Here is a 16,555-nt window from a genome sequence, read left to right as displayed (position 1 = left end):
GAGCTCCGATCCACCAAGGAATTAAGGCGGGGTCGCATCCATGGATGGGTGCTTCAGGAGAGCAACAATGGCGCATGATGTCCTGATCGCGGTCGCCGAACGGCATCCCCGTTTTGAGAAGAATGTCGCGGGGGACTTTTACACCACCGGCGATTGCCTGCAGTGCAACGTGCCGGAAGAGGCGGCCCCTGATCTCCTGGCGGAGCTGAACCCCGAGAACAGCGACACCTACTTCATCAGGCAACCCATCTCTCCAGCCGAGGTTGAGCAAGCTTGCAATGCGATTTTGAGCTGTTGCATGGACGCCCTTCGCTACGGCGGGACCGATCCCAACATCATTCGCCGCCTGGGTAATCGCGCAAGCTCATCGGACTTCGTCCTGCCCGGAGGTCCGGTTCGGTTTCCGGGCGAAAACGACTTTAGCTGGCAAAGCCAGGATGGCAGCCCAATGGGTTGGTTCTCGCGCTTTTGGAAACGATTCCACCGCGTCTAGTCCCAAACGCAAAACGGGCGGCCCCTTTCGGAGCCGCCCGCCTGCTGACGCTTCACCGGGAAGACGCCATCACCCTCAGGTGGTGACGGCTTCCTCCGGGGTCACGGCTTCCTTCTTGGACAGGTCTTCGCCGGTTTCCTGATCGACGACCTTCATCGACAGCTTGGTCTTGCCGCGATCGTCGAAGCCCAGCAGCTTGACCTTCACGATCTGGCCTTCCTTCAGCACGTCCGAGGGCTTGGCCACCCGCTCGTTGCTGATCTGGCTGACGTGGACCAGGCCGTCCTTGGCGCCGAAGAAGTTCACGAAGGCGCCGAAGTCGACGACCTTGACGACCTTGCCGTCGTAGATCGCGCCGACTTCCGCTTCCTGGGTGATCGACTTGATCCAGTCGATCGCCGCCTTGATCTTGGCGCCGTCCGAGGCCGAGACCTTGACCGTGCCTTCGTCGTTGATGTCGACCTTGGCGCCGGTGGTGGCGACGATCTCGCGGATCACCTTGCCGCCGGTGCCGATCACTTCCCGGATCTTGTCGGTCGGGATGGTGATGGTCTCGATCTTCGGCGCGTAGTCGCCGACGTCGTCACGCGGCGCGTCCATGGCCTTGTTCATCTCGCCCAGGATGTGGGCGCGACCTTCGTGAGCCTGGGCCAGGGCCTGCTTCATGATTTCCGGCGTGATGCCGGCGATCTTGATGTCCATCTGCAGCGAGGTCAGGCCCTCGCTGGTGCCGGCCACCTTGAAGTCCATGTCGCCCAGGTGATCTTCGTCGCCCAGGATGTCCGACAGAACCGCGAAGCCGTCCTTTTCCAGGATCAGGCCCATGGCGATGCCCGAGACCGGACGGATCAGCGGAACGCCCGCGTCCATCATGGCCAGCGAGCTGCCGCAGACCGTGGCCATCGAGGACGAGCCGTTCGACTCGGTGATCTCGGAGACCAGGCGGATGGTGTAGGGGAAGTCTTCCTTGCTCGGCAGCATCGGGCGCAGGGCGCGCCAGGCCAGCTTGCCGTGGCCGATTTCGCGGCGGCCCGGGCTGCCCATACGGCCGGTTTCGCCGACGCTGTAGGGAGGGAAGTTGTAGTGCAGCAGGAAGGATTCCTTGTAGGTGCCTTCCAGGGCGTCGATGAACTGCTCGTCGTCGCCGGTGCCCAGGGTGGCGACCACGATCGCCTGGGTCTCGCCGCGGGTGAACAGGGCCGAGCCGTGGGTGCGCGGCAGGATGCCGACTTCGCCGAGGATCGGACGGACCTTGTCGACGGTGCGGCCGTCGATGCGCAGGCCGGTGTCGAGGATCGCGCGACGCACGACGTCGGCTTCCAGTTCCTTGAACACCGCGCCCAGCTTCAGCGGGTCGTAGCCGGCCGGATGCTCGTCCGACTTGCCCAGGGCGGCGATGGCCTTCTTCTTGGCCGCGCCGATCGCTTCGTAGCGATCCTGCTTCTTCTGGATCTTGTAGCCGGCGATGATGTCGGCGCCGACCAGGTCCTTCATCTGGGCCTTGATCGCGTCGGTGTCTTCGGGTTCGAACTCGAAGGGTTCCTTGGCGGCGTGCTCGGCCAGCTCGATGATCGCGTCGATCACCGTCTGCATTTCCTTGTGGGCGAAGTTGACGCCGCCCAGCACGATCTCTTCCGAGAGCTCCTGGATTTCGCTTTCGACCATCATCACGGCGTCGGCGGTGCCGGCCACGACCAGGTCCATCTTGCTTTCCTTCAGCTCGTCGAGCGTCGGGTTCAGCACGTAGCCGCCGTCGATGTAGCCGACGCGCGCGGCGCCGATCGGGCCCATGAACGGGGCGCCCGACAGGACCAGGGCGGCCGAGGCGGCCACCATGCCCAGGATGTCGGGATCGTTCTCAAGGTCGTGCTGCAGCACGGTGACGACGACCTGGACTTCGTTCTTGAAGCCCTTGACGAACAGCGGGCGGATCGGACGGTCGATCAGGCGGGAAACCAGGGTTTCCTTTTCCGACGGACGGCCTTCGCGCTTGAAGAAGCCGCCGGGGATCTTGCCGGCCGCGAAGGTCTTTTCCTGGTAGTTGACGGTCAGGGGGAAGAAGTCCTGGCCCGGCTTTTGCGTCTTGGCGAACACGGCGGTGGCCAGGACGACGGTTTCGCCCATGGTGGCCAGGACGGCGCCGTCGGCTTGACGGGCGATGCGACCGGTTTCGAGGACCAGCGTCTTGCCGCCCCACTCGATCGTCTTGCGCTTGATATCGAACATTTTTCTTCTTTCGGTTCCCGCGGGCGGATTCCCGTCGGGGGCGGACAGGGGGCGGACGGCCTGCCTTCATGAGCGATGGGCGGCCCGATGATCCTCATCCAGTTCGACAGGCGGGTTTGAGGATGGAAACCCTCGGACGGACATTCGGATGCTTATCCTTTGACGGAAGCGATCCGGATCGACTGCACGTTTCGGCCTGTCTCGAAACGCGAAGCCTGTTCTAGGCCTGGATCATGACGGGCGCCGGAGCCGTCTCCGTCTTCGGCTGCCATGATCCTGAAAAGCGTTCCGCCGCCCTACGCGAGTAGGGCGGCGGAATTGCGTCTTAGCGGCGCAGACCCAGCTTCTCGATGAGAGCCGCGTAGCGGGCGGCGTCGGACTTCTTCAGGTGGTCGAGGAGGCTGCGACGCTGGGAAACCATCATCAACAGACCACGACGGCTGTGGTTGTCCTTCTTGTGGGTCTTGAAGTGCTCGGTCAGGTTGGCGATGCGCTCGGAGAGGATCGCGACCTGGACTTCGGCGCTGCCGGTGTCGCCCTCGGAGCGGGCGTGTTCGGCGATGAGAGCGGTCTTGCGCTCGGCAGTGATCGACATCGGGTTGTCTCCGCTCAGGTGAGTTGGAAGACCCGCACCGGATTGAGCTTTCCGGCGCGCATCTCGCACAAGGCCACCAGCCTCTCTCCCGACATGGCGGAAACGGTGCGATCACCGGGCGTGAGCTCGGCTTTCAGCGATTCCACCTGCCTTGGGAGCAGAACGATGGCGCGTCCTTGCGCAAGCCGGAAGGCGTCTTCATCGGTCACGGCCAGCGCCGGGATGTCGTCCAGCGCGGTCTCGACCGGAAGCAATGCCTCCGACAGGCGCGCCTCATAGCTCAAATTCTCCAGAGTTTCCAGACCTATCGCCGAATCCTCGCTGAACCGGCCGACTCGCGTCCGGCGAAGCTGGTCGACATGGCCGCAGGCGCCGAGCGCGGCGGCCAGGTCGCGGACCACGGCGCGGACATAGGTGCCCTTGCCGCATTCCATCTCCAGCTCGATGTGATCGGCGTCCGGCGCGGCGCTGACGCGCAGGGCGTGGACCGTGACCTTGCGGGTCTTCAGCTCGAACTCGACGCCCTCGCGGGCCAGATCATAGGCCCGTTCACCATCGACCTTGATGGCCGAATAGTTCGGCGGGACCTGGTCGATCTCGCCGACAAAGGCCGGCAGCGCCGCCTCGACCTGATCCCGGGTCGGGCGCACGTCGCTGCTGGCCGTGGTCTCGCCCTCGCGGTCCAGGGTGGTGGTCGAGCGCCCCCACTGGATCATGAAGCGATAGGCCTTGTCGGCGTCCATCAGGAACGGGACGGTCTTGGTCGCCTCGCCCAGGGCCAACGGCAGGATGCCGGTGGCCAGGGGGTCGAGCGTACCCGCATGGCCGGCCTTCTGGGCGTTGAACGCCCGGCGCACACGGCTGACGGCGCTGGTCGAGGTCAGGTCGTAGGGCTTGTCCAGGCAGACCCAGCCGGAGACAGCGTCGCCCTTCTTGCGGCGGGCCATGCTCAGCCTTCCTCGTCGTCCGTCAGGTCGGACAGGCGACGGGTGTCCTGCTGGACGCGCGGATCCAGGAACAGGCGGTCCATGTAGGCGGCCGAGCTGAAGCTTTCGTCGTGGATGAACTTCAGGTCCGGGGTGAACTTCATGTCGATCGACTTGCCCAGGCGTCCGCGCAGGAACCTGGACACGCGGTTGAGGGCCGCGATGATCTCGCCGATGTGCTCGGCCGCGCCCTCGGTGACGCCGGCCCCCAGAGGCTCGACGAAACAGATGGCGTGCTTGAGGTCGGGGCTCATGCGCACTTCGGAGACCGTGACCGAGACGCCCTGCAGGGCGGGATCGGCCAGTTCCTCCTCGCGCAGGATGTCGACCAGGGCGTGACGGATCAGCTCGCCGGCCCGCAGCTGGCGTTGCGACGGACCCACGGGCCCGGCCTTCTTGTTTTCGGAATGGCGCTTCATGGCGCGGTCGCCTCGATGCCCGGCCGGCGGATCGAACGCCGGGTCGCGGGGAGAAATGGGAGGCGGGGTGTCTAGGCGCGTGGGGATGAAAAGTCCAGCGCGGCGGGTTCCTCAGGCTCCCGTGCGTTCCTTGAAGAAGTCCAGCACCCGTCGGTGAACCTTCAGGGTCTCGCCGTCGGGATCGTCTCGGTCGAGGTGGATCGTCAGCACCGAATGGGGCGCGCGGCCTGTCCCCTTCCGCGCCGAGGCGTCGGCCAGGGTATGCAGTTCGGCCCGACCGCCCAGCTCACGTTCCAAGGTCTGGAAGCGGGCGCAGGGCGACAGCTTGTCGCCGGCGAACCGCAGGGCGATCAGCGACAGATCCTCGGCCTCCATCCGCGCCCTGGCGACCGCCAGTTCGGCCGGCGAGCAATCCAGGGCGGCGCCCTGCCTGCGGCCGAGGGGCAGGGACGGCTGGGCCAGGACCGGGGCCACCACCGACGGCTCGGTCATCATCGCCAGGGCGAAGCCGCCGGTGAAGCACATGCCCACGGCCCCCACCCCCTTGCCGCCGCATTCGGCGTGGGCCTGACGGGCCAGGGCGCGCAGCCAATCGACGATCGGGCTGGACCGGCCGGCCGCCCAGACCGTGAATTCGCGCCGGACGCACAGGGTCTTGACGATCGTCCCGAGCATGTAGCCCGTCGAGATCGGTCGCCCCGGCTGGCCGAACAGGCTGGGGCAGAACGCCGTCATGCCCTCGGCCGCCACGTCCCGGGCGAATTCCAGCACCGGAGGATGCAGGCCCGGCATCTCGTGGATGACGATCACGGCCGGGCCGGAGCCGATACGGTAGACCGGCCGCGTCCACCGGCCGTCATCGAACTCGAACCTGGTGAAGCCCGCCAGCACGTCGACCATGTCTGTCCGCCCCGTCTTTCGCGGGAGCATGGCATGAAACGACCGTTCGACGTCACCCCTGGAAACGCCCAGTTGCGCCGGCGAGGGGCGCGGCCTATCCCCTCAAGCTTGAGCTTGGGAAGCGGCGAATGATCTTCTGGTGGACCGGTCGGGGCTATCTGGCCCTGTTGAGCCTGATCGGCGTGTTCGGCCTGTTCGGGGCGCTGCTGACCCTGGCGTTCGGCGAGCAGATCTTCGACACCGCGCCCTGGCTGTGGGCGGTCGGCGCGGTGATCGCGGCGGTCGTCAACTGGGTGGTCGGCTGCCGGGTCAACCGCAAGCCCCTGAAGGTTCCGCGCCTGGCGCTCTGGAAAAGCCGCCTCTCCTACCGTCCGCCCAATCGCTTCATGGGCTTGCCGCTGGAGGTGTGGTCGGCGCCGATGATGCTGCTGGCGGCCGTCATGCTGGTGCGCGGCCTGCTGCCGGCCTAGCCCGGCCCGTTGCCGCCGGTCCAGTCCTCCATCGGATCGGGTAGATTGCCGCTCGGCAGCTTCCATTCCCCCCGGAAGGAGAAGTCCAGCGTGCCGCACAGCCGGGTCTGGCCGCCTTTGGGGTCGTCGCCGAAGGCCTGGACGCGCAGGTCGCGATGCACCGCCAGCCGACTGAAGCTCAGCCACAGGCGCTTGGCTCCCGGGCAGAAGGCGCGGATGTAGATCTTGCCCTGCTCGAACTTGGGATCGATTTCGTACAGCGCCGCATCGGCGTCGACGCCGTTGATCCCCTTCAGCCCGCCGGGGCCCAGGTCCTTTTCGCGGCCGTCGATCAGACGCCCCTGCACCGGCACGCCGGTGGCCAGGACCTTCATGACCCGCGTACTGGTCAGCTTCTTATCGAACAGCACGGTCAGGCCCGCGCCGGTCAGCCGCTTGGCGTCCGGCGAGATCGGGTCGTAGGAGTACATCTTGCGCTCGGCATGGGCCGCGCCGGCCGCCGCCGTCGCCAGGCAGGCCAGGACCAGGCCCAGCGCGGCCTTCAGGCTCGTCCGGCGAGCGGCCCCCGACACCCCTGCCCTCACAGCTTCAGACGCAGCTTCGCCGTTTCGGGATCGAAGCCTGACAGGCGCCATGTGCCGCCTTCCAGCGTGAAGGTCAGCAGGCAGGGGCCGTTTTTGGTCTTGGCCGCGCAGACCTGGTCGGAGCCGATATAGCGCAGGCCGGCGGCGATGGTCAGACGGTCGGGTATCGGCTTGTCGGGGGTGTAGCCGTAGTAGTTGGCGGCATAGCGGAAGGTCTCGGGCTGGACCAGGGCCTCGCCGGCAATGTCGGCGGCCGGACCGGCCAGGGCGACGGCCGCCGCCTGCCAGCCGCCGCTCATGGCTGAACCGCGCGCCTTGCGCACCAGTTCGCTCTCGATCTCGGCCTTCAGGGCCGGGCGGTCCACGCGGGCGTCGAAGGCGGCGTGGTCGTCGTTGCGGATCGCCACCAGCAGGGCGTGGACGTCGCCGGCCGCGTCGTAGCGGGTGGCCGTGGCGCAGGCCGACAACGAGACGGCGGCGAGGCTGACAGTCAGGAGGGTCCGGATGCGCATGGCTCTAGGGTTAAGCCTGAAATCGGGCGATTTCCAGTCCGGGACGTTTCAGGGACGTGCGACGCCCCACGGTCCCGCTTCCGTGGCGACCAGGGCCGCGACTTCGGCGCTGCGGGCCTTGGCTTCCGGCCCAAGCTTGTCGAAACAGGCGGCCAGGAAGGCGCGCTCCTGTTGGCGATCCGCAAAGAACCGGGTCGGCAGAAACCAGGCCTGCCCCGGACCGATGAACAGCCAGGCTTCATGACCGGGCGCGATCTGCGACATGCCAGACCATGCGACGCGGGTCATCGACGTCTGGCTGTCCAGAACAAGACCCGCCTCCTCGATCCTGTAGGTGATCGGCGAAACCGCCGGCACGCCACGCGCCATCCAGGCCTTGGGACCCAGGGTGCGCGCATACCGGATCCAGAAGAACAGGGCGACGGCCGTGAACAGCATCATCGCGAACCAGCCGTAGCCCGGAACCGCCATGTCCATCAGCGTGGAGACCAGGATATCGCCCGCCAGCATGGCGCCGACGAACCACCATTGGGCGTACCGCTTGGCGCCGAACAGGTGCTTGCGCAACGGCCCGCAGGCCTTCTGATTTTCGAAGATTCCGATTTCGCCCGCGATTTCCATGCACGCCCCGAACGCAAGAAAGGCGCGGACTTTCGTCCGCGCCTTTCTCTTTAAGCTGAAGCTTGATCGAACGCCTAGTCGAGCTGGCGCTTGATCTCCTCGACGGTGAAGCACTCGATGGTGTCGCCGACCTTGATATCCTGGAAGCCCGCGAACATCATGCCGCACTCCTGGCCGGACGGGACCTCGTTGACCTCGTCCTTGAAGCGCTTGAGCGTCGCCAGGGTGCCCAGTTCCAGAACGACGATGTCGTTGCGGATGATCCGGACCTTGGCGCCCTTGCGGACCACGCCCTCGGTGACCTTACAGCCGGCGATCTTGCCGACCTTGGAGATGTCGAAGGCCTGCAGGACTTCGGCGTTGCCGAGGAAGGTTTCGCGCTGGATCGGGGCCAGCATGCCCGAGAGCACGCCTTTGATGTCGTCCAGCAGGTCGTAGATGATCGCGTAGTAGCGGATCTCGACCCCTTCGCGCTCGGCCAGCGCCCGCGCCTGGGCCGAGGCCCGGACGTTGAAGCCGATCAGCGGCGCGCCGGCGCCCTTGGCCAGCATCACGTCGCTTTCGCTGATCGCCCCGGCGCCCGACAGGATGATCCGCGCGCGGACCTCGTCGGTCGACATAGCGTCCAGCGAACCGATGATCGCCTCGGCCGAGCCCTGCACGTCGGCTTTGATGACCAGCGGCAGTTCGCGGTACTTCTTGTCCTGCAGCTTGGCCATCATGTCGGCCATGCTGGTGGCGCCCGCGCCGACCGGGTGCATCGACTTCTCGCGCTTGAGACGGATGCGGTACTCGGTCAGCTCGCGAGCCCGGGCCTCGTTCTCGACCACGGCGAAGCTGTCGCCGGGCGAGGGCACGCCGTCCAGGCCGAGGATCTCGACCGGGGTGGCGGGACCGGCTTCGGTCAGTTGCTCGTTGCGCTCGTTCAGCAGGGCGCGAACCCGGCCGAACTGGCTGCCGGCCACGACGATGTCGCCGCGCTTCAGCGTGCCGCGATTGACCAGCACGGTCGAAACCGCGCCGCGACCCTTGTCCAGCTTGGCCTCGATCACCACGCCGTCGGCGGTGCGGTCGGGATTGGCTTTCAAGTCCAGGACCTCGGCCTGCAGCAGGATGCGTTCGATCAGCTCGTCCAGGCCCTGGCCGGTCTTGGCCGAGACCTCGACGATCTGGGTGTCGCCGCCCAGGCTTTCGACCACGATCTCGTGTTGCAGCAGCTCGTTGGTCACCCGGGTCGAATCCGAGCCCGGCTTGTCCATCTTGTTGACGGCCACGATAATCGGCACCTCGGCGGCGCGGGCGTGTTTGATCGCCTCGACCGTCTGCGGCATGACGCCGTCGTCACCGGCCACCACCAGGATGACGATATCGGTGATGTTGGCGCCGCGGGCCCGCATCTGCGAGAAGGCCGCGTGGCCCGGGGTGTCGAGGAACGTGACCTTCTGGCCATTTTCCAGACGCACCTGGTAGGCGCCGATGTGCTGAGTGATGCCGCCGTGCTCGCCGCCGGCCACGTCGGCCTTGCGCAGCGCGTCCAGCAGGCTGGTCTTGCCGTGGTCGACGTGACCCATGACGGTGACGACCGGGGGCCGGGGCTCCAGGTGATCGTCGATGTCCTCGGCGCCGATGAAGCCTTCCTCGACGTCGGCTTCCGACACGCGGCGCACGGTGTGACCGAACTCGGTCGCCACCAGTTCGGCGGTGTCGTTGTCGATGACGTCGTTGATCTTCAGCATCACGCCCTGACGCATCAGGAACTTGATGATCTCGACGCCGCGCACGGCCATCCGGTTGGACAGCTCCTGCACGGTGATGACGTCGGGAATGACCACTTCGCGGCTGACCTTGACCACGTCGGCGGGACCGCCGCGGCGCTTTTCCTTTTCGCGTTCACGGGCCCGGCGAACCGAGGCCAGCGAGCGCATACGGTCGGCGGAATCTCCGTCGCCGGCCACGGTCTGGATGGTCAGGCGCCCTTCGCGGCGAACCGGAGCGCCCTTGGCGCGGCTGACCGCCTTGCCGGGGGCGGCGGCCTTGCGACGATCGTCCTCCTCGTCCGGGCGACGGCTGACGTCGCCGCCGGGGCGGGGGGCCGAGCGCGTGGCGCGCTGGATCTCGGGCGTGGCCGGAGCCTGGGCCGGGACGCCCGGACGGGCGCCGCGCGGACCACCAGGACCCGGACGGGCGCCGGGCGCCGGGCGCGGGGCCAGGGCCGAATAGCGGACGGTCTGGGTCGGACGGTCGCCCTGGGGACGATCGCCTTGCGGCCGGTCGCCCTGCGGACGGTCGTTGCGGAAGCCGCCCTCGGGACGGGGACCGCGCGGCGGGCCGCCGGCGTCGGGACGCGGGGTGCGCTGGTTGTACGGGCCGTCCTGGCGCGGGGCGCGCTGGTTGAACGGCCGGTCCGCGAAGTTGGGACGATCGCCCTGGGGACGGTCGCCTTGCGGGCGATCACCCTGCGAGCCCGGGCCCGGGCGGTAGGTGGTGGTCGACGAGCGATCGTCGCGCCGGTCGCGGCTGGGCTCGTAGGTGCGAGTCTGGCCGGCGGCCGGGGTCGGCGTCGGGCGCGGAGCCTCGGCGCGGACCGGCGGCGCGGCGGGAGCCGGCGTCGGAGCCTGGGGCGTGGGCGCCTGAGGCGCGGGAGTGGACGCCTGAGGCGTGGGAGCGGCCGGCGCCTGAGCCACCGGCGCGGCGGGCGCCTGGGCGGTCGGCGTGGGCGCCGCTGGCGACGCGGCGGCGACCTTGGCGGCTGCAGCAGCCTTGGCGGCGGCTTCGCGGGCCGCGGCTTCGGCGGCCGCGGCGCGGGCCTCGGCGGCGCGACGTTCAGCCGCCTGGCGTTCCTGCTGCTCGCGGGCCGCCTCGATGGCGCGCTGGCGGGCCACCATCTCGCTTTGCGACAGGCCGCCGGCGGAGCCGCCCTGGCCGCCGCCTTGGGACTGCGGACGCGGGGCCTCGCCCTGACGGCGCTCGGCCGATGACGGCGCGGCTAGATTGCCGGCCGGCGGCGCGTGCGGACGCACGCGCTTGGTTTCAACCACCACCGTCTTGGTGCGGCCGTGGCTGAAGCTCTGCTTCACGACGCCGGCGCTGACCGACCCCTGACGGGGCTTCAGCGTGATAGGCGCTCGCCCGCCGGGGTTGGAACCAGGCCGACCGTTTTCGTTCTCGTCGCTCATGCGCTCGCTTGTACTTCCGCCGGCGGGAGCCGGCCAAAAACCGTTTGATCCATACGAGAAAGGGGCCTGGACGTACTTCCCGAAGGAAGCGCGTTTCCCGACCCTTCACTCAGGAGCGGATCACGCTCCTCATTTCAAGTTCCAGACCGCTGTCGCCGACGAATGAAAGCCATTCGTCGAGGCCAGGGCCTAGGGCTCCTCGCGCCAACTCGCCGACCAACTCGAGGGAAGGAGTGGGCGAAAGCCTGATAACCGCTCGACGTCCAAAGTCCAGCGATCAGTGCCGCGCCCGGCAAGGAGCGCCGTGTGTATCACATTCTCCCCGCCCAAGGCCAAACCCAATTCATCGGACGTGAACATCCCGCAGACTTTGGGGCTGTTCGGGGCCTTGTGGACCGCGGTGAGAATCTTTCGGCGACCGTCGTCGGCGCCGTCGGACGCCTCGATCAACCAGGCGGTCTTTCCCGAAGCCAGGGCCGCGGAGACCTTTTCGAAGCCTGAGATAATCGTTCCGCCGCGCCGCGCAAGACCCAGTCCGTCCAGAACTCGCCGGGCCAACAGGCGTTCCACGTGATCGGCCAGGTCGGCCGGCGCGGTCAGCTTGGTCTTGGCCGAGCGCGAGAACAGACCCTTCTTGGCGGCGGTCGTCACCGCTTCGCGGGTCGCCTCCACCCACATGCCGCGGCCAGGCAGCTTGCGCGCCACGTCCGGAACCACCGCCCCATCCGGCCCGGCCACGAACCGCACCAGGCGCGCCTCGTCCGTCGCCTCGCCCAGGACGATGTCCTTGCGCTGGCGGTTGGCTTCGGCGTGGGTCTTGGCCACCGGGGTAAAGGGCGTGTCGGCTTCGGTCATGCGGCTCTAGAAAACACCGGGCCTCGCACTTTCGTGGGAGGCCCGGTTCCTGGATCAGTCTTCCTTGGTTTCTTCGGTCTCTTCGACGGCCTCGTCCGAAGCTTCGGCCGGCGCTTCACCCGCCTCTTCCTCGAACTCGCCCTCTTCCTCGACATATTCCGGCTCGGGCGGGGCCTCGACCCAGCCCATGACGATCCGGGCGCGCATGATCAGCGCCTCGGCGTCTTCCGGCGACAGGTTGAAGCTGTCCAGGATGCCGGCTTCGCGGGTGCGCTCGCCGTCCTTGGTCTCGAACCAACCGCGCAGGTCGTCGGGGATCAGGCCGGCCAGGTCCTCGACCGACTTCACGTCGCCCTCGCCCAGGGCCACGGCCACCGGCAGGGTGACGCCCTCGATCTCCAGCAGGCCGTCCTCGACGCCGAGCTCCAGGCGCTTGGCGTCCAGGGCGGCGGCCTCCTTCTCCAGGAACTCGCGCGCGCGGGTCTGCAGTTCGTCGGCGGTCTCGTCGTCGAAGCCTTCGATAGCCGCGATCTCGTGCGGCTCGACATAGGCGACGTCCTCGACGGCCGCGAAGCCTTCGGTGACCAGCAGCTGGGCGATGACCTCGTCGACGTCCAGGGCTTCCTGGAACAGGGCCGTGCGCTCGGAGAACTCGCGCTGGCGGCGCTCGCTTTCCTGGCTTTCGGTCATGATGTCGATCTGCCAGCTGGTCAGCTGGCTGGCCAGGCGGACGTTCTGGCCGCGACGGCCGATGGCCAGCGACAGCTGCTCGTCGGGCACCACCACTTCGACGCGCTCGTCCTCCTCGTCCATGACGACCTTGGACACCTCGGCGGGGGCCAGGGCGTTGACGATGAAGGTGGCCTCGTCTTCCGACCACTGGATGATGTCGATCTTCTCGCCCTGCAGCTCGGCGACCACGGCCTGGACGCGCGAACCGCGCATGCCGACGCAGGCGCCGACCGGGTCGATGCTGCTGTCGTTGGAGATCACCGCCATCTTGGCGCGCGAGCCCGGGTCGCGGGCCACGGCGCGGATCTCGATGACGCCGTCGTAGACCTCCGGCACTTCCTGCGCGAACAGCTTGGCCATGAAGCCGCCGTGGGCGCGGCTCAGCATGATCTGCGGACCCTTGGTCTCGCGGCGGACGTCGTAGATGTAGGCGCGGATGCGGTCGCCGACGTTGAAGTTCTCGCGCGGGATCGACTGGTCGCGGCGCATGATGCCTTCGCCGCGGCCCAGGTCGACGATCACGTTGCCGTATTCGACACGCTTGACGCTGCCGTTGACGATCTCGCCGGCGCGATCCTTGTACTCGTCGTACTGGCGCTCGCGCTCGGCTTCGCGAACCTTGTGCATGACGACCTGGCGAGCCATCTGGGTCTGCACGCGGCCGATCTCGAACGGCGGCAGGGTTTCCTCGTAGATCTTGCCGATCTCGGCGTCACGCCAGGTGCGCTTGGCCGACGACAGCTGGACCTTGCCGATCTCGCCTTCCAGCTCGAAGTCGTCCGACACGACCTCGATCACCCGCTTCTGGGTGGTCTCGCCGGTGCGCGGATCGATCTTGACGCGGATGTCGTGCTCGGCGCCGTAGCGAGCCCGGGCGGCCTTCTGCAGGGCGTCCTCGATCGCCTCGATGACGACTTCCTTCTCGATGCCCTTTTCACGCGCGACCGCGTCGGCGATCTGCAGCAGCTCGAGGCGGTTGGCGGAAATGCCGATGGCCATGGTCAGTCCTCTTCACTTTCGGACAGGTCAATATCGTCTTCGGCGTCGTCGCCGAGATCTTGGTCGTCGTCGCCCTCTGCTCCGACATCATCTTCGTTTGCGTCTTCGCCTTCGGCGCCCACGCGGGCGGCGCGCTGCTGGGCGCCGCGCTTCATCAGCTCGTCGTTCAACACCAGCTTGGCGTCGACGATCCATTCGAACGGGAAATAGACGGTGGTGTCGTCCTCGCCCTCGAGGTTCAGGCCCACCTGGCCGTCCTCGACGCCGGCCAGCTCGCCCTTGAAGCGCTTGCGGCCCTCGGCGACCCGGTCCAGCTCGATGCGGATCTCCAGGCCGGCATAGGTGTCGAAGTCTTTCAGCCGGGTCAGGGGGCGGTCGACGCCCGGGCTGGAGACTTCCAGGGTGTATTCGCCGCTGATCGGGTCTGCGGCGTCCATGATCTCGGAAATGGCGCGCGACAGACGGGCGCAATCCTCGACGTTCATGTCGCCATCCGGACGTTCAGCCATGATCTGGAGGCGACGCTGCTCGGCCCCGCCCATCAGGCGCAGGCGGACGATCTCGTAGCCGACGGACTCGGCGACGGGATCGAGCAATTCGACCAGACCGATATCTTCCTGCGTCTTGCCGCGCAAAGGGTCTCTCAACTCACTGGGCCGTCCGGGCGCCGGCTAAAAGCCAAGCTGGCGAGCGGCCAAAGAAAAAGCGGCAGCCTTTCGGGCCGCCGCTCGAAAGCGCTATCAGCGCTGACGGACGATGTAGGACCTATATAGCGCGATGTTCGGACGGTTGGAAGACCCTAGTCGCGACCCGCCGTCAGAAGCGTTTCGACGCGCGCCACCGCGCCCCAGGGCCCGCACGTCTGAGAGATCCGCTCCGCCCGACCGCGCCAACGAACTTCCAGATCGGCCGAGGGCGGGTCCAGGCAATGATCCTGCTCCGGCGGCGGCGGCGTCTCGACCAGCGCGGCGGGATCGTCGAGCAGGGCCTCCAGCGCCGCGCCCTCCTGCGCGTTGAGACGCCAATGTCGCTCGCTGGTCTTCCTGAAACCCGTCACGCGAGACACTCTCCAGCGGCCCTTGCCCGTCGCGGCGCGCCACCAGGCTCGTCTCGCCGCCGCCCGTGAGCCATCCCTCGCTGAAGATCCGAACCTGGCCCTCCGCGCTGCTTGCCGGCAGGCCTGCCCGGGCTCGGACCTTCACGTGCCAATCCTCGACCTGCGACCAGGCCAGGGTCGGCGCCAGGACAGTGATCAGCAAGGCCAGCGAGAGGCGGTTCCAGGTCATGAATTCAGCCTAGATCAGAAGCTTGGCCGCATCCATCGCCGTAACGGGCTTCCGCGGCGCAGCATTTCCGGCCTATAAGCGCCCCCGCGCAGGCTCGCCTCCCCGCGGGACCTATCCCAAAACGAAGAGTCACAATGGACCTCTCCAAGATCGCCGTCGGCGTCAACCCGCCGTACGACCTGAACGCCGTCATCGAGATCCCGCAAGGCGGCGAGCCGGTGAAGTACGAGATCGACAAGGCCAGCGGAGCGCTGATGGTCGACCGCTTCCTGCACACGGCGATGTTCTACCCGGCCAATTACGGCTTCATCCCGCACACCCTGGCCGACGACGGCGATCCGGCCGACATCATGGTGGTGGGTCCGACCCCGGTGGTGCCCGGCGCGATCATCCGCTGCCGCCCGATCGGCGCCCTGATGATGGTCGACGAGGCCGGTTCTGACGAGAAGATCCTGGCTGTCCCGGTCGACAAGCTGCACCCGTTCTATACGGGCGTGTCGAGCTGGCGCGACCTGCCGGTGATCCTGACCGAGCAGATCGCCCACTTCTTCCAGCACTACAAGGACCTGGAAAAGGGCAAGTCGACCAAGATCACCGGCTGGGCCGATCCGGAGGAAACCGCCGAGATCATCCGCGCCGCGATCAAGCGCCACGACGAGAACTACTGAAATTCTTCCGGAGGGAGCAGGGAAACTTGCCCCCTCCGCGCCTTCGGCGCTCCCCCCCAGAGGGGGAAGAGCCTCGCGCATCCGGCTCCGCCCCCTCTGGGGGCGGACAGGCCGCGAAACGGTCAGGTGGGGGCAAGCCCCCGCCGCTATTTCCTGACGAAATCCAGGAACACCGGCGCGCAGTCGCCCAGCTTCTTTTCCTCATAGCGCGTGGTGACGTGGTCGGCCGGGACGGCGTTGCGGTCGGCGGCCTCGTCGGCGAAGCGGAAGGCCGGATCGGCCAGCAGCCGCTCGATGGTCCACTCGGCATAGTCGGCCCAGTCGGTGGCGAAGCGGAAGGCGGCCCCCGGCTTCAGCACCCGCGCCAGTTCGGCCACGAAGGCCGGCTGGACCAGGCGGCGCTTGTTGTGCCGGGCCTTGTGCCATGGGTCGGGGAACATGATGAACAGCCGGTCGATACTGGCGTCCGGCAGCCAGCCAACCACGTCGCGGGCGTCGCCCTCGTGGATGCGGACGTTCTTCAGCCCTTGCTCCTCGACATGGCGGACGGCGCTGGCCACGCCGTTGACGAAGGGCTCGGCCCCGATCAGCAGCACGTCGGGTCGCTTGCCGGCCTGGGCCGCCATGTGCTCGCCGCCGCCGAAGCCGATCTCCAGCCAGACTTCCGTGGCGTCCGGCATCAGTTCGCGGGGCTGGAACGGCATGGTCGGCACGGCGATCGTCGGCAGCAGGCTGTCGAGCAGGGCCTGCTGGCGCGGCTTGACGGGGCGCGACTTCAGGCGGCCGAACGAGCGCAGCGGCCCATGGGGCTGTTGGGGATGGGTCATGGGCGGCGTCTTAGCGGTCATCGTCGCGGGAGGCCAGCGGCCCTGCGCCCTTCGAGGCTCGGCTGCGCCTCGCACCTCAGGATGAGGCATTCAGCAAAGCGCTCCTCATCCTGAGGCGCCCGTGCAGCGGGCCTCGAAGGACGCAGGGCCTCAATGAAAACGGGCCCCGATCGCATGATCGAGGCCCGTTGAACGGTCGGGGACAG

Annotated in this window: 17 protein-coding genes and 1 pseudogene; 4 read left to right on the top strand and 14 right to left on the bottom strand. The window is 67.6% G+C overall.

Annotated features, from left to right (window positions below):
• The first annotated feature begins 67 nt into the window (after nt 1–67).
• Complete coding sequence (locus tag G3M57_RS00220; protein ID WP_163228332.1) at nt 68–493, top strand: ferredoxin; 426 nt, start codon at nt 68–70, stop codon at nt 491–493.
• Nucleotides 494–568: 75 nt separating this feature from the next.
• Here the strand turns inward: G3M57_RS00220 and pnp are convergent, their stop codons facing one another.
• The 5 genes from pnp to G3M57_RS00195 form a co-directional block, all read right to left on the bottom strand.
• Nucleotides 569–2,719 carry a polyribonucleotide nucleotidyltransferase gene (pnp, locus tag G3M57_RS00215; protein WP_163228331.1) on the bottom strand — a complete coding sequence of 717 codons (2,151 nt, stop codon included), beginning with the start codon at nt 2,717–2,719 and terminating at the stop codon, nt 569–571.
• A gap of 325 nt (nt 2,720–3,044) precedes the next feature.
• Nucleotides 3,045–3,314: a 30S ribosomal protein S15 gene (rpsO, locus tag G3M57_RS00210; RefSeq protein ID WP_035081309.1), complete on the bottom strand. Its 270-nt coding sequence runs from the start codon at nt 3,312–3,314 to the stop codon at nt 3,045–3,047.
• Between the two features lie 14 nt (nt 3,315–3,328).
• Entirely contained in the window at nt 3,329–4,261 is a 933-nt protein-coding gene (truB, locus tag G3M57_RS00205) for a tRNA pseudouridine(55) synthase TruB (RefSeq protein WP_056757288.1), read from the bottom strand.
• A 2-nt stretch (nt 4,262–4,263) separates the two neighbouring features.
• Nucleotides 4,264–4,719 carry a 30S ribosome-binding factor RbfA gene (rbfA, locus tag G3M57_RS00200; RefSeq protein ID WP_163228330.1) on the bottom strand — a complete coding sequence of 152 codons (456 nt, stop codon included), beginning with the start codon at nt 4,717–4,719 and terminating at the stop codon, nt 4,264–4,266.
• A 111-nt stretch (nt 4,720–4,830) separates the two neighbouring features.
• Entirely contained in the window at nt 4,831–5,619 is a 789-nt protein-coding gene (locus tag G3M57_RS00195) for a dienelactone hydrolase family protein (protein WP_163228329.1), read from the bottom strand.
• Nucleotides 5,620–5,747: 128 nt separating this feature from the next.
• On the opposite strand from G3M57_RS00195, the gene G3M57_RS00190 reads away from it, so the two are divergent.
• On the top strand, nt 5,748–6,089 hold the full coding sequence (locus tag G3M57_RS00190; protein WP_056757297.1) for a hypothetical protein: 342 nt from the start codon (nt 5,748–5,750) through the stop codon (nt 6,087–6,089).
• Here G3M57_RS00190 and G3M57_RS00185 read toward each other — a convergent pair.
• The 8 genes from G3M57_RS00185 to G3M57_RS00150 all read right to left on the bottom strand — a co-directional run bounded on the left by G3M57_RS00185 (nt 6,086) and on the right by G3M57_RS00150 (nt 14,625).
• Entirely contained in the window at nt 6,086–6,559 is a 474-nt protein-coding gene (locus tag G3M57_RS00185; protein WP_369800304.1) for a hypothetical protein, read from the bottom strand. The genes G3M57_RS00190 and G3M57_RS00185 overlap by 4 nt on opposite strands.
• Before the next feature lie 110 nt (nt 6,560–6,669).
• Nucleotides 6,670–7,185 carry a DUF2939 domain-containing protein gene (locus tag G3M57_RS00180; protein ID WP_163228328.1) on the bottom strand — a complete coding sequence of 172 codons (516 nt, stop codon included), beginning with the start codon at nt 7,183–7,185 and terminating at the stop codon, nt 6,670–6,672.
• Nucleotides 7,186–7,233: 48 nt separating this feature from the next.
• Nucleotides 7,234–7,806 (bottom strand): YcxB family protein, encoded by a 573-nt coding sequence (locus G3M57_RS00175; RefSeq protein WP_163228327.1) that lies wholly within the window; start codon nt 7,804–7,806, stop codon nt 7,234–7,236.
• A 74-nt stretch (nt 7,807–7,880) separates the two neighbouring features.
• Nucleotides 7,881–10,982, bottom strand: coding sequence for a translation initiation factor IF-2 (infB, locus tag G3M57_RS00170; protein WP_056757308.1), 3,102 nt, complete (start codon nt 10,980–10,982; stop codon nt 7,881–7,883).
• A gap of 189 nt (nt 10,983–11,171) precedes the next feature.
• The gene (locus G3M57_RS00165; RefSeq protein ID WP_163228326.1) at nt 11,172–11,837 is read right to left on the bottom strand and encodes an RNA-binding protein; all 666 of its coding nucleotides are present in this window, start codon (nt 11,835–11,837) and stop codon (nt 11,172–11,174) included.
• 54 nt (nt 11,838–11,891) lie between these two features.
• Nucleotides 11,892–13,568 (bottom strand): transcription termination factor NusA, encoded by a 1,677-nt coding sequence (gene nusA, locus G3M57_RS00160; RefSeq protein ID WP_056757315.1) that lies wholly within the window; start codon nt 13,566–13,568, stop codon nt 11,892–11,894.
• Nucleotides 13,569–13,570: 2 nt separating this feature from the next.
• A complete protein-coding gene (rimP, locus tag G3M57_RS00155; RefSeq protein WP_163228325.1) occupies nt 13,571–14,203 on the bottom strand; it encodes a ribosome maturation factor RimP in 633 nt (210 codons plus the stop codon).
• A 164-nt stretch (nt 14,204–14,367) separates the two neighbouring features.
• Complete coding sequence (locus tag G3M57_RS00150) at nt 14,368–14,625, bottom strand: hypothetical protein (protein ID WP_163228324.1); 258 nt, start codon at nt 14,623–14,625, stop codon at nt 14,368–14,370.
• Nucleotides 14,626–14,988: 363 nt separating this feature from the next.
• Here G3M57_RS00150 and ppa point away from each other — a divergent pair, with 363 nt between their 5' ends.
• The gene (ppa, locus tag G3M57_RS00145; protein ID WP_019848686.1) at nt 14,989–15,522 is read left to right on the top strand and encodes an inorganic diphosphatase; all 534 of its coding nucleotides are present in this window, start codon (nt 14,989–14,991) and stop codon (nt 15,520–15,522) included.
• Between the two features lie 146 nt (nt 15,523–15,668).
• Here ppa and trmB read toward each other — a convergent pair whose 3' ends face one another.
• The gene (gene trmB, locus G3M57_RS00140; RefSeq protein ID WP_163228323.1) at nt 15,669–16,349 is read right to left on the bottom strand and encodes a tRNA (guanosine(46)-N7)-methyltransferase TrmB; all 681 of its coding nucleotides are present in this window, start codon (nt 16,347–16,349) and stop codon (nt 15,669–15,671) included.
• A 62-nt stretch (nt 16,350–16,411) separates the two neighbouring features.
• Between trmB and G3M57_RS27280 the strand changes: the two are divergent.
• Nucleotides 16,412–16,506, top strand: a pseudogene (locus G3M57_RS27280) (hypothetical protein).
• Nucleotides 16,507–16,555 lie beyond the last annotated feature (49 nt).

It is taken from the genome of Caulobacter rhizosphaerae (assembly GCF_010977555.1).
Lineage (GTDB): Bacteria > Pseudomonadota > Alphaproteobacteria > Caulobacterales > Caulobacteraceae > Caulobacter > Caulobacter rhizosphaerae.
This window is presented reverse-complemented; position numbering and strand designations above follow the sequence as displayed.